Source organism: Marinovum sedimenti (assembly GCF_054052205.1).
This window is the reverse complement of the sequence record NZ_CM133223.1, coordinates 1,605,548-1,624,608: the sequence shown is the minus strand read 5'-3', so window position 1 is coordinate 1,624,608 and position 19,061 is coordinate 1,605,548. Positions and strand designations below refer to the sequence as shown.

General features: G+C 61.4%; 24 protein-coding genes. 14 read left to right on the top strand and 10 right to left on the bottom strand.

The genetic code is table 11. The annotated features are described in order from the left end of the window. Positions 1–43: 43 nt before the first annotated feature. Both ACW9UO_RS07825 and ACW9UO_RS07820 read left to right on the top strand, forming a co-directional pair. Positions 44–757, top strand: coding sequence for an AzlC family ABC transporter permease (locus ACW9UO_RS07825; RefSeq protein WP_457088403.1), 714 nt, complete (start codon positions 44–46; stop codon positions 755–757). Then, complete coding sequence (locus tag ACW9UO_RS07820; protein ID WP_457088402.1) at positions 754–1,080, top strand: AzlD domain-containing protein; 327 nt, start codon at positions 754–756, stop codon at positions 1,078–1,080. The genes ACW9UO_RS07825 and ACW9UO_RS07820 overlap by 4 nt, the downstream gene beginning before the upstream one ends. 18 nt (positions 1,081–1,098) lie before the next feature. Here the strand turns inward: ACW9UO_RS07820 and ACW9UO_RS07815 are convergent, their stop codons facing one another. The 4 genes from ACW9UO_RS07815 to ACW9UO_RS07800 all read right to left on the bottom strand — a co-directional run bounded on the left by ACW9UO_RS07815 (position 1,099) and on the right by ACW9UO_RS07800 (position 2,957). Next, complete coding sequence (locus tag ACW9UO_RS07815; protein WP_457088401.1) at positions 1,099–1,728, bottom strand: hypothetical protein; 630 nt, start codon at positions 1,726–1,728, stop codon at positions 1,099–1,101. Between the two features lie 22 nt (positions 1,729–1,750). Next, complete coding sequence (locus ACW9UO_RS07810) at positions 1,751–1,885, bottom strand: aa3-type cytochrome c oxidase subunit IV (RefSeq protein ID WP_457088400.1); 135 nt, start codon at positions 1,883–1,885, stop codon at positions 1,751–1,753. A 79-nt stretch (positions 1,886–1,964) separates the two neighbouring features. Next, entirely contained in the window at positions 1,965–2,486 is a 522-nt protein-coding gene (locus tag ACW9UO_RS07805; protein WP_457088399.1) for a DUF6173 family protein, read from the bottom strand. Positions 2,487–2,498: 12 nt separating this feature from the next. Beyond that, positions 2,499–2,957, bottom strand: a complete 459-nt coding sequence (locus ACW9UO_RS07800) for an Lrp/AsnC family transcriptional regulator (protein ID WP_457088398.1) — start codon at positions 2,955–2,957, stop codon at positions 2,499–2,501. A gap of 102 nt (positions 2,958–3,059) precedes the next feature. On the opposite strand from ACW9UO_RS07800, the gene ACW9UO_RS07795 reads away from it, so the two are divergent. The 3 genes from ACW9UO_RS07795 to ACW9UO_RS07785 all read left to right on the top strand — a co-directional run bounded on the left by ACW9UO_RS07795 (position 3,060) and on the right by ACW9UO_RS07785 (position 5,922). Then, positions 3,060–3,278 carry a DUF6356 family protein gene (locus ACW9UO_RS07795; protein ID WP_457088397.1) on the top strand — a complete coding sequence of 73 codons (219 nt, stop codon included), beginning with the start codon at positions 3,060–3,062 and terminating at the stop codon, positions 3,276–3,278. A gap of 129 nt (positions 3,279–3,407) precedes the next feature. Beyond that, positions 3,408–5,126, top strand: a complete 1,719-nt coding sequence (locus ACW9UO_RS07790) for a tetratricopeptide repeat protein (protein WP_457088396.1) — start codon at positions 3,408–3,410, stop codon at positions 5,124–5,126. Then, complete coding sequence (locus ACW9UO_RS07785) at positions 5,113–5,922, top strand: 4-(cytidine 5'-diphospho)-2-C-methyl-D-erythritol kinase (protein ID WP_457088395.1); 810 nt, start codon at positions 5,113–5,115, stop codon at positions 5,920–5,922. Before ACW9UO_RS07790 ends, ACW9UO_RS07785 begins: the two co-directional genes overlap by 14 nt. Positions 5,923–5,978: 56 nt before the next feature. Here ACW9UO_RS07785 and ACW9UO_RS07780 read toward each other — a convergent pair whose 3' ends face one another. Then, positions 5,979–6,977 carry a polyprenyl synthetase family protein gene (locus tag ACW9UO_RS07780; protein WP_457088394.1) on the bottom strand — a complete coding sequence of 333 codons (999 nt, stop codon included), beginning with the start codon at positions 6,975–6,977 and terminating at the stop codon, positions 5,979–5,981. A 55-nt stretch (positions 6,978–7,032) separates the two neighbouring features. On the opposite strand from ACW9UO_RS07780, the gene ACW9UO_RS07775 reads away from it, so the two are divergent. The 3 genes from ACW9UO_RS07775 to ACW9UO_RS07765 all read left to right on the top strand — a co-directional run bounded on the left by ACW9UO_RS07775 (position 7,033) and on the right by ACW9UO_RS07765 (position 8,261). Beyond that, on the top strand, positions 7,033–7,245 hold the full coding sequence (locus tag ACW9UO_RS07775; protein ID WP_457088393.1) for a putative signal transducing protein: 213 nt from the start codon (positions 7,033–7,035) through the stop codon (positions 7,243–7,245). After that, positions 7,226–7,996: a tRNA1(Val) (adenine(37)-N6)-methyltransferase gene (locus ACW9UO_RS07770; RefSeq protein WP_457088392.1), complete on the top strand. Its 771-nt coding sequence runs from the start codon at positions 7,226–7,228 to the stop codon at positions 7,994–7,996. Before ACW9UO_RS07775 ends, ACW9UO_RS07770 begins: the two co-directional genes overlap by 20 nt. Before the next feature lie 91 nt (positions 7,997–8,087). After that, entirely contained in the window at positions 8,088–8,261 is a 174-nt protein-coding gene (locus tag ACW9UO_RS07765) for a YdcH family protein (RefSeq protein ID WP_457088391.1), read from the top strand. Positions 8,262–8,484: 223 nt separating this feature from the next. Here the strand turns inward: ACW9UO_RS07765 and phbB are convergent, their stop codons facing one another. The 3 genes from phbB to ACW9UO_RS07750 form a co-directional block, all read right to left on the bottom strand. Then, entirely contained in the window at positions 8,485–9,207 is a 723-nt protein-coding gene (gene phbB, locus ACW9UO_RS07760; protein WP_457088390.1) for an acetoacetyl-CoA reductase, read from the bottom strand. Between the two features lie 142 nt (positions 9,208–9,349). Then, positions 9,350–10,525 carry an acetyl-CoA C-acetyltransferase gene (locus tag ACW9UO_RS07755; protein ID WP_457088389.1) on the bottom strand — a complete coding sequence of 392 codons (1,176 nt, stop codon included), beginning with the start codon at positions 10,523–10,525 and terminating at the stop codon, positions 9,350–9,352. Between the two features lie 170 nt (positions 10,526–10,695). Further along, a complete protein-coding gene (locus ACW9UO_RS07750; RefSeq protein WP_457088388.1) occupies positions 10,696–11,532 on the bottom strand; it encodes an EAL domain-containing protein in 837 nt (278 codons plus the stop codon). Between the two features lie 90 nt (positions 11,533–11,622). Here ACW9UO_RS07750 and ACW9UO_RS07745 point away from each other — a divergent pair, with 90 nt between their 5' ends. From ACW9UO_RS07745 to ACW9UO_RS07735, 3 genes are all read left to right on the top strand, one after another. After that, positions 11,623–12,234: a DNA-3-methyladenine glycosylase I gene (locus ACW9UO_RS07745; RefSeq protein ID WP_457088387.1), complete on the top strand. Its 612-nt coding sequence runs from the start codon at positions 11,623–11,625 to the stop codon at positions 12,232–12,234. A 341-nt stretch (positions 12,235–12,575) separates the two neighbouring features. Further along, the gene (gene rpsD, locus ACW9UO_RS07740; protein WP_457088386.1) at positions 12,576–13,196 is read left to right on the top strand and encodes a 30S ribosomal protein S4; all 621 of its coding nucleotides are present in this window, start codon (positions 12,576–12,578) and stop codon (positions 13,194–13,196) included. Positions 13,197–13,289: 93 nt separating this feature from the next. Next, positions 13,290–14,711: a homospermidine synthase gene (locus ACW9UO_RS07735; RefSeq protein WP_457088385.1), complete on the top strand. Its 1,422-nt coding sequence runs from the start codon at positions 13,290–13,292 to the stop codon at positions 14,709–14,711. Between the two features lie 139 nt (positions 14,712–14,850). Here ACW9UO_RS07735 and ACW9UO_RS07730 read toward each other — a convergent pair whose 3' ends face one another. Further along, positions 14,851–15,318, bottom strand: a complete 468-nt coding sequence (locus ACW9UO_RS07730; protein WP_457088384.1) for a hypothetical protein — start codon at positions 15,316–15,318, stop codon at positions 14,851–14,853. A 181-nt stretch (positions 15,319–15,499) separates the two neighbouring features. On the opposite strand from ACW9UO_RS07730, the gene hisC reads away from it, so the two are divergent. Genes hisC through ACW9UO_RS07715 form a run of 3 tightly spaced genes read left to right on the top strand, consistent with a single transcriptional unit; the run spans position 15,500 to position 18,203 of the window. Continuing rightward, entirely contained in the window at positions 15,500–16,585 is a 1,086-nt protein-coding gene (gene hisC, locus ACW9UO_RS07725) for a histidinol-phosphate transaminase (RefSeq protein WP_457088383.1), read from the top strand. Then, on the top strand, positions 16,582–17,502 hold the full coding sequence (locus ACW9UO_RS07720; RefSeq protein WP_457088382.1) for a prephenate/arogenate dehydrogenase family protein: 921 nt from the start codon (positions 16,582–16,584) through the stop codon (positions 17,500–17,502). Before hisC ends, ACW9UO_RS07720 begins: the two co-directional genes overlap by 4 nt. Further along, a complete protein-coding gene (locus ACW9UO_RS07715; RefSeq protein WP_457088381.1) occupies positions 17,502–18,203 on the top strand; it encodes an extensin-like domain-containing protein in 702 nt (233 codons plus the stop codon). The genes ACW9UO_RS07720 and ACW9UO_RS07715 overlap by 1 nt, the downstream gene beginning before the upstream one ends. Here the strand turns inward: ACW9UO_RS07715 and ACW9UO_RS07710 are convergent. After that, positions 18,200–19,060 carry a hypothetical protein gene (locus ACW9UO_RS07710; RefSeq protein WP_457088380.1) on the bottom strand — a complete coding sequence of 287 codons (861 nt, stop codon included), beginning with the start codon at positions 19,058–19,060 and terminating at the stop codon, positions 18,200–18,202. The genes ACW9UO_RS07715 and ACW9UO_RS07710 overlap by 4 nt on opposite strands. Position 19,061 lies beyond the last annotated feature (1 nt).

Genomic DNA, 19,061 nt, shown 5'->3' with positions numbered 1-19,061 from the left:
CCTTTAGTCTTAGTAGGGCTGGGGGAGAACCTAGGATGAACCCATGCCACCCTCCACCCCAAAACGCGACTTCTGGCGCGGGATGCGCCACTCGTTTCCCTTTACCATCGTGATCGTGCCGTTTGGCGCGCTGTTCGGGGTGGTGGCGACAGAGGCCGGATTGAACGTGTTCGAGACGCTGAGCTTTTCGATTGTGGTGATCGCCGGGGCGGCGCAGTTCACCGCGATTCAGTTGATGGTCGAGGATGTGCCGACGATCATCGTGTTGATTTCGGCGCTGGCGGTCAATCTGCGGATGGCGATGTATTCCGCCGCTTTGACGCCGCATCTGGGGGCCGCGCCGGTGTGGCAACGCGCGTTGATGGCGTATTTCACGCTGGATCAGAGCTTTACCGCCTCAAGCCTGCGGTTTGAAAAAGAGCCGGAGATGCCGCTGGCCAACAAGGTGGCGTATTTCTTTGGCACAGCGCTGGCGGTGTCGCCGCTGTGGTGGGTGGCGACGGTGGCGGGCGCGATGCTGGGGCAGGGCATTCCCGGCTGGCTGGCGCTTGATTTCGCGGTGCCGATCACCTTTCTCGCGATGATCGCGCCGATGTTGCGCACGGTTGCGCATCTAACCGCGGCGCTGGTGTCGATTGTGATGGCGCTGGCCTTTGCCTTTCTGCCCTACAACCTTGGCCTGTTGGTGGCCGGGATCGCGGGGATGTTGGCGGGGGCGGAAGTGGAGCGCCGGTTGGCCGCGAGGGCCGCGCCATGATCACGACGTTTGAAACATGGGCGGTGATCATCGGGCTGGGCATCGGCAGTTTCCTGCTACGGTTCAGCTTTACCGGGCTGGTGGGCGAAAAGACGATGCCGGATTGGGTGCTGCGGCACCTGCGGTATACCGCAGTGGCGATCCTGCCGGGGCTGGTGGCGCCGCTGGTGGTTTGGCCTGCCGCGACGGGCGGTGCCCCGGATGCGCCGCGCCTGATTGCGGCGGCGGTCACGATTGCCGTTGGGCTTGTCACCCGCAACGTGCTTGCTGCGATTTTTGCCGGGGCGACGGGGCTTTACCTGAGCATGTACCTGCTGGGGTGAGGGGGTGGGCGGGGCAGATTACTGCCCCTGACCGGCCTTTACCTCTGCATCGAAGGCGGCAATGGCCTGCGATTTGTCATCCGCGTCGGTCTCGCGCAAAACGCGGGTCGTCGCGCCGGGCAGATTGCCGAACTGCTCGCTAAGGCTGACTGGGAAGAACGTCGCATTGATGCCCTCGAAGCCCGGCAGTTGCTTGAGCAATTGCGAGGTCGATTGCGAACAAAACGCTTGCCCAACCGCGCCATTGGCGATGGCCAGTTGCAGCGCCTTTTCGGCGGTGGCGGCTGGCACTTCGATGCGCTGGATCACGACGTGAAAGGTTTCACGGGCATGGGCGCGGGCATAGAAATCTTCGATCCGCGGGGTGATGCCATACAGCACATCGCCGCTTTCCACGATCGAGGAATGCTGGACCGACCCGGCGGGATCAAAGATGACCCGCTGCGAGCCGTTGATCATCAGACTGGTGTGCGCGCCCGATCCGGTGCGGTTGTTCACCATCGTATAAAGCGTCAGCGCCGGCGGCCCATCATGGCGATAGGCGGCACGGGCGACCAGCTCGGGGTCGTCATAGCGCGAACGATCCGACGTCGCGCCGCAGGCCCCAAGAAGAGCCAGGCCCAGAAAGGCCGCTGCCAGTTTTTTCATCTCAGTCGTCCCGGAAAATCGATCAGGTGTTGAAAATCGCGAGGAAGATCAGCACGCCGATTGAGAATACGGCCACGCGGATGACAGCGGTGATGAAACCGTTAAAGGTGTCTTCCTGAACCGAGATGTCCATGTCGCCTTGTTTGTGGTCAGCCATTTTCGTCGTCCTTTGGAACTGGTGTTGCGGGGGATGTAGCGGATTCCCCGCGGGCTGTCACGCCTCGTCTGGCGCGCGATTATGTCGCTTCTGGGCCCGGGTCTGAGTTTGCGCCTGGGTCTGGCTCGGCCTTGGGGGGGCGGGTCGCATCCTCAAGCCGCTGTGCCAGCCGAAAGCCGATGCGGCGCGGGGCCTCGGCCTTGACCGGCTTGGGCAGGGCGCGCAGCAATACGTTGAGTTGGCTGACATGTTGCACCAATTGCGTGCGGGTGCCATTGGCGTCGGTGCCGTGAAAGGTGATCATGTCGGGATCAAAGAACCCCATGCCCTCGATCCGAAGCACACCCGCGTTGGACCCGGTGAACCCCATCGCCACTTCGTGCTCTTCATCAAGATCAGCCTCAAAATCGCGAATATAGAGGATGATCCGTTCATAGGCCCATTCTGCCGGGCTTTTCTGCGCCACCGGCTTGCCCGACACACCGCTTGACGACAGGCAGCCGTCTTTGTGGGGCGCGTCATCGGTATACACCTCGACCCGGCGGGGCAGGGCGGCGGCCTCATAGGCCTCGGCGGTGGTTGAGATATCGAGTTCGTCCATCGGGGCCTCGGCTTAGAGTGGGATTTCAGTGGTGTCCTTGATATCTTCCATAACAAAGCTGGCAGAGATATCCGAGAGCGGCACCATTTCGATCAACTTTTTGTAAAATGCGTCATACGCGGGCACATCCGCAACCCGGACCCGCAGCACATAATCAAGATCGCCGGTCATCCGCTGGGCACCGGTGATTTGCGGCAAGAGCCGCACCGCGCGGTCAAATCGCGCCATCCATCCGGCATCATGGGCGTTGGTTTTGACCATAACCAGCACTTGAAGCGGGCACCCGGCCTTGACAGGATCAAGCAGGGCCACGCGCCGCCGGATCACGCCAGAGGTTTCCAGATTGCGCATCCGCCGCCAACAGGCGTTGCGCGACAGGCCAGCGGTTTCGGCCAGTGCATCCATGCTTTGGGTGGCGTCGCGTTGCAACGCTTTGAGGATTTTGAGATCGTATGGGTCAAGATTGCTCATCTTTGGGATCATGTCCCACATAGGGCGATCATGGCAAGTTAATTTGGGACCTTTATGCAGGCCAAGCGGGATAGGCTTGGGGCAACTTGAAAAGGAGATCCCATGCCTGCCATTCACGGACCCGCCGGTTTTTTCACTGCCCATCCTGCCTCGGTCAACGAGAGCTATTTTCAGCATATGCGCTTTGCCCTGCGGTTTTCAGGGTTGCTGTTTTTCGCGGCGGGCGCGGCACTTGTGCATGCGGTTCTGCCGGCACTGTGTGAAAAGACTGCCAGCCGCGCGGTGATCCGGTTGCACGACATGGTGACGCGTCGGCACTGACCGCACACCGCCGACGCCGCTTTTGCTCACGGTGACGTGAAACCGCTTATGGGCGGGTTAATGCCTGTCCTGCATTGCCTGTTAACCAGCGCGGAACTAGGCTGTGACCGAGCAGAAAAGGAGTGGCGTGTGACCGCGAAAAGATTTGGATGGATCGCAGCCCTGGGTCTGACCCTAGCCGCGGCAGTGCCGGTTTCGGCGGCAAACCTGTCGGGGGCCTATCTGGCCGCGCGGCAGGCTGGCTATCAAACTGATTTTCGCGCCGCAGCGGACTATTATGAGCAGGCGCTTTTCTATGATCGCGACAATCCCGGCCTGATCGAGGCGGCCGGGGCGGCGTTGTTGTCGCTGGGCGAGGTGGACCGCGCCCGCGACCATGCGCTCCGATTGGAAGAAATGGGCGTGCGGTCGCAATTGGCGCAGATGGCGCTGATTGCCGGGCACGTCAAAGAAGGCCGCTACGGCGATATCGTTGCCATGACACGCGATGATCGCGGCATTGGGCCGTTGGTTGATGGCTTGCTGGTGTCTTGGGCGCTGCTGGGTGACGGTGACATGAGTGCCGCTTTGGTGGCCTTCGACAAGGTGGCCGAGGAAAAGGGTCTGCGCGGATTTGCGCTGTATCACAAGGCACTTGCGCTGGCTTCGGTGGGTGACTTTGAAGGGGCCAACGATCTGATGTCGGCCGATGGCGGCGGTGCGGCAATGCTCACCCGCCGGGGCATCGTGGCCCGCGCGCAGGTGCTCAGCCAGCTTGGCCGCAATGCCGAAGCGATTGAGCTGATGAACGCCAGCTTCACCTCGCAGCTTGATCCCGGTCTCGATGCGTTGCGCAAGGCGTTGGAGGGGCCTGAGGCGGTGCCGTTCGATGTGGTCGATTCGCCCAAAGAGGGCATGGCCGAGGTGTTTTACACCATCGCAGGCGCGCTCGAAGGCGAGGCGGGCGACGACTACACCCTGCTTTACACCCAGATCGCGGCTTACCTGCGCCCCGATCATGTTGATGCGATCCTGCTCTCGGCGCAGTTGATGGAAGACATGGAGCGCCACGAACTGGCGGTCGAGATCTATGGCCGCGTGCCCGCGAGCGACCCGGCGTATCACGCCTCGGTGCTGGGGAAATCCGACGCGCTGCGCGCTGCGGGCCGGGTGGGCGAGGCGATTGCCGCGCTGGAAACCTTGGCCGAGACGCATGGCTATCTGCCGATCATTCACGTCTCGCTTGGCGATCTGTATCGCGGCGAATCAGACTATGATTCCGCTGTGGCGGCCTATGATCGGGCGATCGAGCTGTATAAAGAGCCGGGCCAGTCGCAGTGGTTTGTGTTCTTTGCCCGTGGCATCGCACATGAACGGCGCGAAGAGTGGCAACAGGCCGAGGCCGATTTCCGCCACGCGCTCGAGTTGAGCCCCGAGCAGCCGCAGGTGTTGAATTTCCTGGGTTATTCGCTGGTAGAAAAGCACCAGAAGCTCGATGAGGCGTTGGATATGATCGAACGCGCTGTCGATGCGCGGCCCAACTCTGGCTATATTGTCGACAGTCTCGGCTGGGTTCTGTACCGCCTTGGCCGCTACGACGAAGCGGTTGGCCATATGGAGCGCGCTGCCGAGCTGATGCCTGTCGATCCGGTAGTCAACGATCACTTGGGCGATGTCTATTGGGCGGTGGGCCGCTCATTGGAGGCCCGGTTCCAATGGCACCGCGCGCTCAGCTTTGTCGATCTCGAAGATCCCAACAACGAGGCCGACCCTGAGCGCATTCGCCGCAAGCTCGAAGTCGGGCTGGATGACGTGCTTTCAGAAGAGGGCGCGCCGCCCCTGCGTGTGGTGGAGAATGGCGCAGACTGAGGCGTTTGCGCCGGCCAAGATCAACCTGACCCTGCATGTGACGGGGCAGCGGGCCGATGGCTATCACCTGCTTGATTCGCTGGTGGTGTTTGCAGATGTGGGCGATGTGGTGCGGGTTTCGCCCGCGCCGCGGATGTCGCTACGCGTGACCGGCCCGATGGCCGCGGGCGTGCCCGAGGATGCGCGCAACCTGTGCTGGCGCGCTGCCAAGGCCTTTGGCGAACCCGTTGCAATTGCTTTGGAAAAGCATCTGCCGGCGGCGGCTGGGATCGGCGGCGGGTCGTCTGATGCGGCGGCAACCTTGCGTGCGATGGAGGCCGCCTTCGACCGTCGCTTTGACGGCGACCCTGCGCTTTTGGGGGCCGATGTCCCGGTGTGCCGTGTGGCACGAGCGGCGCGCATGCAGGGCATTGGCGATGATGTGGCTGTGGTGACGCAGCCAAAGCTCCACGCTGTGCTGATCAACCCCCGCGTCGATGTGCCGACCCCTGCGGTGTTCAAGGCCTTGAGTTGCAAAGACAATACCGCGATGGGCGATCTGCCCGCAGGCGGGGCAGATCTGGCGTGGTTGACCGAGAGGCGTAACGATCTTCAGCAGCCCGCCATCGCTCTGCAACCGGTGATCCAAGAGGTGCTGTCGGCCTTGGAGGCCGCGGGCGCAGGGTTGGTCCGCATGTCCGGCTCAGGGGCAACCTGTTTCGGCCTGTTCCGCACCGCGTCCGAGGCAAAACGCGCGGCACGCGCGCTGTCCGCGCAGCACCCCGGCTGGTGGATCGTCGCAACGGCCCTGGCGTAACGCACCAAAAGTCATCGATGACTTTTGAGAAATTCCATCAATGGAATTTCCTCCCGTCAAGAGACGCGGGCGACCACGTATTCGGCGAGATCGTCGAGCATGCCTCGGATCGGATGATCGGGCAGGCGGGTGAGCGCAGTGCGCGCTTTCTCAGCCCAGCCCAGCGCATCCTGCCGCGCGGCCTCAAGCGTGCCGTGCCGGTTGAGAAGCGCCAGCGCATGGTCAAGATCGCCGTCCTCCTGCTTGCCCTTGGCAATCGTCCGGGTCCAGAAGGCGCGCTCTTCGTCATCCGCCAGCGCCACCGCCTTGATCACCGGAAGCGTCAGTTTGCGCTCGCGGAAATCGTCGCCGATGTTCTTGCCCGTCGCGTCCGAGCCCCAGTAATCCAGCAGATCGTCGACCATCTGGAAGGCAATCCCCAGCGCGTCGCCATAGTCAAACAGCGCCTGCACCTCATCCTTGGGTCGGCCCGCGATCACGCCGCCCACCTCGGTCGCAGCGGAAAACAGCGCCGCCGTCTTGCCGCGCACCACTTGCAGATACACGTCCTCATTGGTGGCCAGATTCTGCGCGGCAGAGAGCTGCAGCACCTCACCCTCGGCAATCGTCGCGGCGGCGTTTGACAGGATGTCGAGCACCCGAAGATCGCCCGGCTCGACCATCAACTGAAAGGCGCGGGCAAAGAGGTAATCCCCGACCAGCACCGAAGATTTATTGTCCCACAATAGGTTGGCCGTCGGCCGCCCCCGCCGCTGCGCGCTTTCATCAACCACGTCGTCATGCAGCAAAGTCGCGGTGTGAATGAATTCCACTGTCGCCGCCAGTTTGATATGATCGTCGCCCGCATAGCCGCACATCCGCGCGCAGGCCAGCGTCAGCATCGGCCGCAGGCGTTTGCCGCCGGCATCCACCAGATGCGCCGTAACCTCCGGGATGCGCGGCGCGTGTTTCGACGCCATGCGCGCGCGGATCACATCGCCGACCGCCGCCAGATCATCGGCCAGCACATCGGCCAACCGCTCATGAGGTTTCGCAACCGTGTTGTCCAAACTCATCACACTCCCGTCACAAGGCTCGACATGACCGTCACCTTGCCCTTATGTCCCCGACATGGAAGAGCTGCTTCGCACCAACGATATCACTGTTATCGCTTATGCCACCGCCCTGCTGCAGGATGAGGGTATAGAATGCTTTCAATTGGACGTAAATATGAGCGTGCTCGAAGGATCGATCGGAATCTTGCCGCGCAGGCTCATGGTCTTGCGCAGCGAACTGGCCCGGGCCCGCGTTCTGATGCACGACCATGACATCCGGCTTGATTGACGCCACCGACAACGCGTTTCTCGGCGGGCGTCTCCAAATCCTGCAACCGCGTCACGGCTACCGCGCTGGCGTCGACCCTGTTCTGCTGGCGGCTTCGGTCCCGGCGCGCGCCGGGCAGGCGGTGCTGGAGCTTGGCTGCGGCGTCGGCACGGCGCTGTATTGCCTGGCCGCGCGGGTGCCCGGACTGGCGCTTTGCGGGGTGGATGTTCAGGCGGATTACGTCGAACTCGCCCGCGAAAATGCCCGCCGCAATGGGCTTGAGGCCGAGGTTCACAGCGCCGATCTGGATGCGCTGCCGGTTGCGCTGAGGGCGCAGAATTTTGACCATGTTATTGCAAACCCACCATATTTTATCCGCGACGCCAGCCATGCCAGCCCCAACACGGCCCGAGAGACCGGGCGGGGCGAGGCACTGCCTCTGGCGCGTTGGATCGAGGTGGCGGCGCGGCGGCTTCGACCGCTGGGGCATGCGACCTTCATCCAACGCGCTGAACGTCTGCCAGAGATGCTGGCCGCCTGCGAGGGCCGCTTGGGTGCGCTCGAAGTGCTGCCGCTTGTGCCGCGCGATAGGCGGCCTGCGCGGCTGATTCTGTTGCGGGGGCGCAAAGGCGGGCGCACGCCCTTTTGCCTGCACCCGCCCGTGGTGCTGCACCAAGGCGCACAACATCTCTCGGACGGTGAGGATTATGCGCCGATGATTTCGGCTGTGCTGCGGAAGGGCGCGATTTTGCCATTTGGCGCGGCACCGTGAGCGGGGATTAACCAACTTTCGCGGTTGCGGCGTGACAGAATTGTAAAAGTATGCTGGACTGGATTTGCACATGAACCATAGGAGGATTCTCATGAGCTTGAGTTCGCACCTGCATGAACTGAAGAAAAAGCACCAAAACCTTTCGGAAAAAGTAGAGGAGGTGCAGCGCGCACCGGGCACGAATGATCTTCAAATCGCTGAACTCAAAAAGAAAAAGCTTCGATTGAAGGAAGAGATCGAACGCGTTTCTGCCGACATGGCCTAGACAATTGGCGGCACGCTTGGGCGTGCTGCTCTCCTGATCAGTTGGGGCTGGCGAAAGTCTCGATTATGTCGGGCGTATTTTGGGGCGGGTTTCCGCCCCTTTTTCATTGCGACAGTTTTCGTTCCGGCAGTTTTCATTGCGACAGGCGGTATCAATCAAATTTGATACAAGAATGGCCGATCGCGGGACCGGCCATCTGTAGAATTTTAGGTATCTTACGCGATCAGACGAAGAACTGAGCGCCGTTGGCCGAGATTGTCGACCCGTTGATGAAACCGGCGTCGTCGGACGTCAGGAACGCCACACAACGCGCGATTTCCTCTGGCTCGCCAAGACGGCCCGCGGGGATGCCCGAGATGATCGATTCGCGAACTTTTTCCGGAACGGCCATGACCATTTCGGTCGCGATATAGCCGGGGCAGACGGCGTTGGCGGTGATGCCGGCGCGCGCGCCTTCTTGTGCCAGCGACTTGACGATGCCGAGGTCACCGGCTTTGGTCGCGGCATAGTTCACCTGAGCGAACTGGCCTTTTTGGCCGTTGATCGACGAAATCACGACAACGCGGCCGAATTTGCGCTCGCGCATGCCGGGCCAGATCGGGTGAACGGTGTTGAACACACCGGTCAGGTTGGTTTCGATCACCTCGTTCCACTGCTGCGGGGTCATCTTGTGGAAGGGCGCGTCGCGGGTGATGCCGGCGTTGGCCACCACGATGTCGATCGGGCCGACTTCGGCTTCGACCTTTTCGATCCCGGCTTTGGAGTCGTCGTAATTGCCGACGTTCCATTTGTAGGTTTTGATGCCGGTCTCTTCGGTGAACTTGGCGGCGGCTTCGTCATTGCCCGCATATGTGGCGACGACCGTGTGGCCCTGTTCTTTCAGCGCTTTTGAAATAGCCGCGCCAATCCCGCGCGAGCCCCCAGTGACGAGTGCAACTCTTGCCATGATTTTCCTCCAATTATTCGATGTGGTCTTGTAATGCTGTTACCTTGCCGGGGCCGAGCGCGCAACATTATTGCGCAACTTTACGGTTGTGACGGCAGGGATCAAAAAAAGGGGGCGCCGGAGCGCCCCTGATTTACGCAATTTACGGGCGTTCGACGCAGAGCGCCACGCCCATGCCGCCGCCGATGCAAAGCGTGGCGAGGCCTTTTTTGGCACCGCGACGTTTCATTTCGAACAGCAGGGTGTTGAGAACGCGCGCGCCCGAGGCACCGATCGGGTGCCCGATGGCGATGGCGCCGCCGTTGACGTTGACGATCTCGGGATCCCAGCCCATTTCCTTGTTCACGGCGCAGGCCTGCGCGGCGAAGGCTTCGTTGGCTTCAACGAGGTCAAGATCGCTAACCGACCAGCCCGCTTTGTCCAGCGCTTTGCGCGAGGCATAGATCGGGCCGACGCCCATGATCTTGGGGTCAAGACCGGCGGTGGCATAAGAGGCGATGCGCGCGAGCGGCTCGATGCCGCGCTTTTCAGCCTCGTCCGCGGACATCAGCAGGGCACCAGCGGCACCGTCGTTGAGGCCCGAGGCGTTTGCCGCCGTGACCGAGCCATCGCGGGTGAAGGCGGGGCGCAGTTTCTGCATCGCTTCCATGGTCGCGCCGTGACGGATGTACTCATCCTTGTCGACAACGATGTCGCCCTTGCGGGTTTTCACGGTGTAGCCAACGATTTCGTCGTCGAACTTGCCAGCCTTTTGGGCGGCTTCCGCTTTGTTTTGCGAGGCAACGGCGAATTCGTCCTGCTGATCACGGCTGATCTGGTATTTTTCAGCAACGTTTTCAGCGGTTTGACCCATGTGATAGCCGTTGAAAGCATCCCAGAGACCATCGCGGATCATCGTGTCAATGTACTGCATGTCGCCCATTTTCTGGCCTTGGCGCAGATTGGCGCAATGCGCGGACATCGACATGTTTTCCTGGCCACCGGCGGCCACGATGGAGGCATCGCCGAGCTGAATGTGCTGGGCGGCAAGCGCCACGGCGCGCAGGCCCGACCCACAAACTTGGTTGATGCCCCAAGCGGCGGAGCCTTCGGGCAGGCCGGCGTTAATATGCGCCTGACGGGCGGGGTTTTGTCCCTGACCGGCGGTCAGCACCTGACCGAGAATCGTTTCGGAAACGTCCGATTTGTCGATGCCTGCGCGCTCAACCAGTGCTTGCAGCATGGTCGCACCAAGGTCATGGGCGGGTGTATTCGCAAAAGAGCCCAAAAAAGACCCGACTGGGGTCCTTGCGGCCGAGGCAATAACAACATTGGTCATGAATTCTTCCTTCACCGGTTTATGGCGCAGAACGATATCAGGACGTTATTGCGGCCTGATATCCCCCCGCCGCTCGGAAAAATTTCATAGCGTATGCCGGCGCATGCCACAACAGTTCCCGCACCTCATTGGGCGTATACCAGTGCATGCAATTGTCGCAGGGTCACCCTTCAGGCGGTTTTGCGCTTCTGGCCATCCTCTGCCCAAGGGGGGGATACAGTGGGCGCGCCGAAGAAATATCCCTGTAGGCAATCGACGCCCATCGCCGCCAAGGCCGCGACATCTTCGGTGTTTTCGACGTTTTCGGCGACGGTAAACATGTCAAATTGCTGTGCAATCGACAGTATAGCTTGGGTCAACACCTGGTTGTCGGGATCGGCATGGATATTGCGGATAAACTGGCCGTCGATCTTCAATATGTCGAACTGGAACTTCTTGAAATGGCGCAGGGCGGTGAACCCGGCCCCGAAATCATCGAGCGCAAAGGAAATGCCGCGCTTTTGCAGCTCGCTCATAAAGTCGATGACGATTTCCGGCACCATCATCGCCGAACTTTCCGAAATCTCGAGAATCAGTCGCTCGGCCACCGTGGGATCACTCTTGAGGCCAAGGTCGAGCGTGCGCATCCAGGCGCGATAGCCGATCGAGCGCGCCGACATGTTGATGGCAAGGCGCAAGCCGGGCGTGCGCGCCAGTTCTCGCAATCCAAGTTCGAGGGCCAGACAGTCGATCCGCCTGCCGGTTTCGCTTTCTTCGATGGCATCAATGAAGTCACGCGCCGGGATGACGCGCCCGGTTTCATCAAGCACGCGTATCAGCCCCTCGTGAAAGGCGCAGCGGTCGGGGCGGCGGGCCTGCACCACCGGTTGGTAGGCCAGCATGACCTGTTTGTGGCGCACGGCCTCTTCGACCATCTCGAGCGTATTGCGGTCACGCAACATCACCGCCTCGGCCAGCGCATTGCGGGCCTGAGCGTCCTGATCAATCTGGGGGTGCACTTGAAACATGGGGCAGCCTTTCTTCGCGGTCTGTGTGCACACTGGACAATAAGGCTTAATCTTGGGTTTATATTTGGTCGAAAGTTTTACGAGAGGCGCATGATGACGGATCAGACCAAGGGGCGATGTGGCTGGGCCGGGCCGGAGCCGATTTACCTCGCGTATCATGATACCGAGTGGGGGGTGCCCGAGTGGGACGCGCGGGCGCTGTGGGAAAAGCTGATACTGGACGGATTTCAGGCCGGGTTGAGCTGGATCACCATTCTCAAGAAACGCGATGCGTTTCGCGCGGCGTTTGAGGGTTTTGACCCGGAGGTTATCGCGGGGTGGGGGGAGGCCGACGTCGCACGCTTGCTTGGCAATGCCGGCATCGTGCGGCATCGCGGCAAGATCGAGGCGACGATTGGCAATGCGCGAGCCTATTGCGCGCTGGGGCAGGGGTTTGACGATTATCTGTGGCGCTACGTCGATGGGGTGCCTTTGCAAAACCGGTGGGAGAGCTCTGCTGAGGTGCCGGGATATACCGAGCTGTCCGAGCAGGTGTCGAAAGATCTGAAGAAGGCGGGTTTTCGGTTTTGCGGGCCAACGATTGTCTATGCCTTCATGCAGGCCTGCGGGTTGGTGAACGATCACCTCGTGGGGTGCCCGCGCCACACTGACTGTGCGGGTTTGGCGGTGAGGGGAGCCGATTTATTGATAAATCGGGACTGATCCATCAATGGATCAGTGTGCACGGCCGCAACGAAGGGAACCGATTTATCGATAAATCGGAACTGATCCATCAATGGATCAGGCTGTGGCGCGAAATTGGGCGGGCGCGTGTTGACACTGCACGCCGCTGGTGTATACGCGCGGCTTCATTGGTGTTGGTGGCTCTCGCAAGAGATCGCCTGTCGAAGCTTCCGCTTAGAGGACAACGCCCTTTGCAGACGGCACGAGGCCTTTCGGGTCCGGCACGCACTGCGGGTTGACGCGGCAACGCGGTTTTGGCCCGACCTGTGCGAACCGGCTTTCGGAACAAGCCGAAGTGCCACTTATAAAGGAGATCAGCCGTGACAAAACGCACGTCTGCCAAGTACAAAATCGACCGTCGTATGGGCGAAAACATCTGGGGCCGTCCGAAATCCCCGGTGAACCGTCGTGAATACGGCCCCGGCCAGCACGGCCAGCGCCGCAAGGGCAAACTGTCTGACTTTGGTCTGCAGCTGCGCGCCAAGCAAAAGCTGAAAGGTCACTACGGCGACCTGACCGAAAAGCAATTCCGCCGCATCTTTAAAGAAGCGGAGCGGGTCAAGGGCGACACCGGTGAGAACCTGATTGGTCTGCTCGAGCGCCGCCTCGACGCGGTTGTGTACCGTGCCAAATTCGTGGCAACCATCTTTGCCGCACGCCAGTTTGTGAACCACGGCCACGTCACTGTGAACGGCCAAAAGGTCAACATCCCCTCCTACCGTGTGAAAGAGGGCGACGTGATCGAGGTTCGTGAGAAATCCAAGCAGATCGCTGCTGTTCTCGAAGCGACTCAACTGGCCGAGCGTGATGTGCCCGATTACATCGATGTGGATCACTCCAAACTGAAAGCCACTTTCGTGCGGTCGCCCGGTCTTGGCGATGTGCCGTTTGCGGTTGTGATGGAACCGAACCTGGTCATCGAATATTACGCTCAGAACTAATCTGTTCTGTCCGTTACGATCTGAAAGGCCGCGCAGCTTGCGCGGCCTTTTGTTTTGGAACATCAAGGGTTGGTACAGCAAGGAGTGAGGCACATGTCGCAGGATTACCCCATCTACGGCCGCATTGATGGCCCCATTGTGATGATCGGTTTCGGCTCGATCGGCAAAGGCACCTGGCCGCTGATCGAACGACATTTCGAATATGATGCCGATCAATTTGTGGTGGTGGAGCCGGACAAGGGGCACCACAATTTCCTGCGCCAGCACAAGCTGAACTTTGTCGATACCGCGCTCACCCCCGAGAATTACCGCGAGGTTTTGGGCGGGCTGTTTCCCGACGGCAAAGGCTTTTGCGTCAACCTCAGCGTCGATACCTCCTCGCTCGATATCATGAAATTCTGCCGTGAAATCGGGGTGTTGTACATTGATACCGTGGTCGAGCCCTGGGCCGGCTTCTATTTCGAGACCGAAGACAATGCGGCCCGTACCAACTATGCGCTGCGCCAGAAGGTGCGTGACGAAAAGGCGGCCAATCCGGGCGGGCCAACGGCTGTGTCGTGCTGCGGGGCCAACCCCGGCATGGTGAGCTGGTTCGTGAAAGAGGCGCTGTTGACGCTCGCCCGCGATACTGGCAGCGCCGCCGAAACACCTCGGAACCGCGACGGTTGGGCAAAGCTGATGCAGGGGCTGGGCGTCAAGGGCGTGCATATCGCCGAGCGTGACACCCAGGCGCGGCGCACCCCTCGGCCGCGCAATGTGTTCGTGAACACTTGGTCGGTCGAGGGCTTCATCTCCGAAGGGTTCCAGCCTGCCGAGCTGGGCTGGGGCACGCATGAAACCTGGTTCCCCGAAAATGGCCACCGACAGGCCACCGGCTGCAAATCCGCGATCTGGCTGGAGCGGCCCGGCGCGATCACCCGCGTACACACCTGGTGCCCGACACCCGGCCCGCAGTTTGGCTTTCTGGTCACGCACAACGAGGCGGTGTCGATCTCGGATTACTACACCGTCGGCGCGGGCCATGACCCAGAGTTCCGCCCGACCTGCCATTACGCCTATCACCCCAGCGACGATGCGGTGCTGTCGCTGCACGAGATGTTTGGCTCGGGCAAGCAGCAACCAAAGCACCATATCCTGACCGAAGACGAGATTGTCGAAGGGATCGATGAGCTGGGCGTTCTGCTTTACGGCCATGCGAAGAACGCGCTGTGGTTCGGCTCGCGGCTGTCGAACGAGGAAACCCGCGATCTGGCCCCCTATCAGAATGCCACCGGGCTTCAGGTGACCTCGGCGGTGCTGGCCGGCATGGTCTGGGCGTTGGAAAACCCGCAGGCCGGGATTGTCGAAACCGACGAGATGGATCATGCGCGCTGTCTTGAGGTGCAACGGCCCTATCTGGGCCCGGTCGAGGCGCATTATACCGACTGGACGCCGTTGCAAGACCGCTGGGAGCATTTCCCCGAGGATATCGACGAAAGCGACCCCTGGCAGTTTCGCAACGTGCTGGCGACCTGATCCAGCGCAGTTGCGAGATCCGGCGACAGCCGGCCTGTGTTACCGTTTTGCGAGAGCGATGAATTGCCAAATCTTGGGCAGGCCTCAGGCACGTCTGTGCGTTTGGCGATGCTCTTTGGTTGGCGACTTCCCGAACGCTTTAGTTCGGCGGAAACCGGACCATTCCAACGATGTGCGACTGCCGTTGTGGCATTGCGCGGTACATGATTTCCACGCGGGTGGTGGCGATCCCCTCGCCCGTCATGCCACGGTACTTGCCCGTTCCTGCGACGATGGTCCACGCGTTGGCTTCGCCCTGTTGGCCCGCTTTCCAGCGCATGGTGAACGTGTCCTCTGCCGCGCCGAATATGCAGATCCCCTCGGTTGTTCTTTGCCCATTGCTGAACGAGAACCCACTGCCGAGGCACCGTGCCGGACCCGCCTCTATCGGGCCCTCAATAACTTCGAAATACCCACGATTATCCTGCGTGTAATAGACGCCGTCGGACAGTTGAAAGGTTTCTTCGGTTATCGGGTAGACATTATTCAGCTCAATACGGACTTCGGAAATCGCGGCACCCGCGGTCAAAATTCCAGCAAACGCCAGCAATGCAACATTGACGGTCATGATGCCCTCCTGAAAAATGAGAAACAGTAACCGACATGGGCGGTTTTCAATACAGTTTTGCGTGGCAGTCCCGGCACCCGGCAAACCGGATCGTGGCGCGGGGCCGCTGGATGGGGCCGCTTTATTGACACTTTCCTTGCCGGGCGCGGACCAGTAAGACAGCCGCGGAAGGAACCCCCAGATGACCAGCATCACGCCCCAGCCCGGTATCATGAAAATCGCCCTCTACGAAGGCGGCAAGTCGAAGATTGCCGGGCGTGAGGACGTTCTGAAACTGTCGTCGAACGAAAATCCGTTGGGGGTGCCGCCCTCTGCGCAAGAGGCGATTGTTGCGGCGGCCGCCCGCGTGCATCTTTATCCCAACACCGATCACGCGCCTTTGCGCGCCGCGATTGGCGAGGTGCATGGGTTGGACCCAGAGCGTATCCTGTGTGGTGTCGGCTCGGACGAGGTTCTGCAATTTGTCACCCACGGATTTTCCGGGCCGGGGGATGAGATCATCCACACCGAGCACGGCTTTTCGATGTATCCGATCCTCGCCCATATGGCCGGGGCGGCGCCGATCTCGGTGCCCGAGCGTGAGCGCGTGGTGGATGTGGATGCGATCCTTGCGGCGGTGAATGATCGCACGCGGATCGTGCTGTTGACCAATCCGGGCAATCCGACCGGAACGATGATTTCCGATGCCGAGCTGTTGCGGCTGGCCGATGGGCTGCCCGAGCGGATCATTCTGGTGATTGATGCGGCCTATGCGGAATATGCCGAAGGGTATGATGGCGGGGCCGCGCTGGCGACGGAACGGCCCAACGTGTTGATGACACGGACGTTTTCCAAGATTTATGGGCTGGGCGGTTTGCGCATTGGCTGGGGCTATGGCGCGCCTGAGATCATCGATGTGCTGCGCCGGTTGCGCCAGCCGTTCAACCTTTCGGATCTGCAGATGGCGGCGGCAGAGGCGGCGGTGCGCGATCAGGATTGGGTGCGCGATTGTGCGGCGCTTAACCGGGATCAGCGCGCGCGGCTGCTGGGCGCTTTGCGCCAGCTTGGGCTGGCCTGTGATGACAGCCAGACCAATTTCCTGCTGGCGCGCTTTGCCGATGGCGATGCGGCAGCGGCGGCGGATTTGGCGTTGCAAAACGCGGGTATCCTTGTGCGGCGCGCCACCGGCTATGGTTTTGCCGAAGGCTTGCGGATCACCGTGGGCGACGCCGATCAGACCGGTCGGGTAATTGCCGCGCTGACTGAATGGCATGAGGCCCAGACATGAGCCGGATTTACGACAAGGTCGCGCTGATCGGGCTGGGCCTGATTGCCTCGTCAATGTTTCACGCGATGAAGCGCGGCGATGTGGCGGGCCGGGTGTCGGGCTATGCGCGCTCGGATGCCACGCGCGAAACGGCGCGGCGGATTGGGCTGTGCGACGAGGTCTGTGACAGCGCCGAGGCGGCTGTCGAGGATGCCGATCTTATCGTTTTGGCGGTGCCGGTGGGCGCGATGGCCACGGTGATCGAGGCGATTGCGCCGCATCTCAAGCCCGGCGCGACGGTGATTGACGTGGGCTCGGTCAAGGGCGCGGTGATCGAGGCGGTTGGCCCGCATATCCCCGAAGGCGTGCATTTCGTGCCCAGCCACCCGATGGCCGGGACCGAGCATTCCGGGCCGGAATCGGGCTTTGCTTCGCTCTACGACAACCGCTGGGTTTTGATCGTGCCGCCCGAGGGCGCGGACGAGGCGGCGGTGGCGCGCGTTGAGCACTACTGGCAGGCGCTGGGAGCAAATTGCGAACGGATGGAGGTCGAGCACCACGATCTTGTCTGCGCCGTGGTCAGCCATATTCCGCACCTGATTGCCTATACGATGGTGGGTGTGGCCGATGATTTAAGCCGGGTTTCGGATCAGGAAGTCATCAAGTTTTCCGCCGCCGGTTTCCGTGATTTCACCCGGATTGCCGCCTCGGACCCGACGATGTGGCGCGACGTGTTCCTGACCAACAAGACCGCAACGCTGGAAATGCTGGGCCGCTTCACCGAAGAGCTGTTTGCGCTGCAACGGGCCATTCGCACCGGCGATGGTGAGGAATTGTTTGATTATTTCACCCGGACACGGGCGATCCGGCGCAGTATCATTCAGGCCGGGCAGGACACGGATGCGCCTGATTTCGGACGGGACAAAGGGCACAGCTGATGCGGTTGGTGGTGAGTTTTCTGGTGATGTTGGCGCGTCCGGTTTTGGCGGACGTCGTGCCGACGGAGCAGGCCGAGGTGCTGTCGCTCTCGACCATGTCGCCACATCGCACCACCCGACCAATCGCACGCCCGGCGGGGCTGCTTCAGAACATCATGGCGCAGCGTGATCGTCGGGGCGGCGGTGTGTGTGGCGATCCGGATATCGAGGGCGAAGCGGTTGCCGATGTGCCGGGCCGGATTGCCGGCTGCGGCATCACCGATGCGGTGCGGGTGCGCGCTTTTGGCGGCGTTGTGCTGAGCCAAGAGGCGCTGATGAATTGTTCCACAGCGCGCGTGGTCAGCGGCTGGGTCCGGGGCGGGCTGCGCAAATCGGTGGGGCGGACAGGGGGCGGTGTGGCCGGGCTTAAGGTTGCGGCGCATTATTCCTGTCGCACGCGCAATCACCAACCCGGCGCGCCAGTGAGCGAGCATGGCAAGGGCAACGCGATCGACATCTCCGAGATCCGGCTGCAAAACGGCGACACGCTGAACGTGCTCAACGATTGGGGGCGGGGCAAGAAGGGGCGCATCCTGCGCATGACGCGCGATTCGGCCTGTGGGCCGTTTGGCACGGTGCTTGGCCCCGGATCGGACGGGTTTCACCGCGACCATTTCCATTTTGACAGCGCCCGTTGGGGCACTGGGCCGATCTGTCGCTAAGGCTGCTGGGACAGAGTTTCCCAAGCTGACAGAAGCGCCTGAAACTGCGCGGGGGTGCGCTGCGCCACGGCCAATCGGCCGATCTGCTGCGATAGCGCGTGCGCGTCGGCACCACTTCCAGCGTCGAAATCGGTCAAAAGCTGCGAAAGTGTCGCTGTGCGCATGAATTCGGAGTCGGCCATGGGAATGCCGGTGCTGACGGTGCGGGCTTTGGCGGTGGTCTGCTGCCGGACGTTCAGCGCGCGCGAGAAGACGTTTTGCGCGAGGGGCACCAAGTTGGCGCGCGCAGTGCCACGCGGCGCGATCACGCAAAAGGCAAGGCAGCGCATCGCATTGGCGGAGGTGCGGTAAAAGGCGGGGCGCAGGCTGCGCTGCAGTTGCACCTCGCAAAACGCGGCGGTCTCCTCGGACAACTGCGCCAGCAGCGCTTTGTCTTGCAGCATCAGCGCGGCGTTGAGGCCGACATAGAGCCGGGAAAAGCCGACGTGACAGCGGTCTTGCCGGATGTCATCGGAGTAGGGCAGATCGTCGATCACAGGTTTCAGATCGCGCAAACGATCCATGCCATCCTTGAGCAGAGCGACGTCGGTGAGTTCCGAGGCCTTGTGGGTGCGGGCGATCAGCGCATTGGCGCGGTGGTGCGCAGCGACGCCGGGCATCGCTGCGATTATATCAAAGAGCTTCACTTGCTCCGTCAATTCGGCGGGGCGGGCCTTGGTGGTGTAAAGCACCGTGGCCGCCGCCTTGTTGCGGCGACGCTCGGGCAGTTGCGACAGTTGGGCGGCGGATGTTTCGGCGCTCTGGTTGCTGAACTCTGGCAACCAGCGTGGCGCATCCTTGGAGGTCAAAAAACCCATC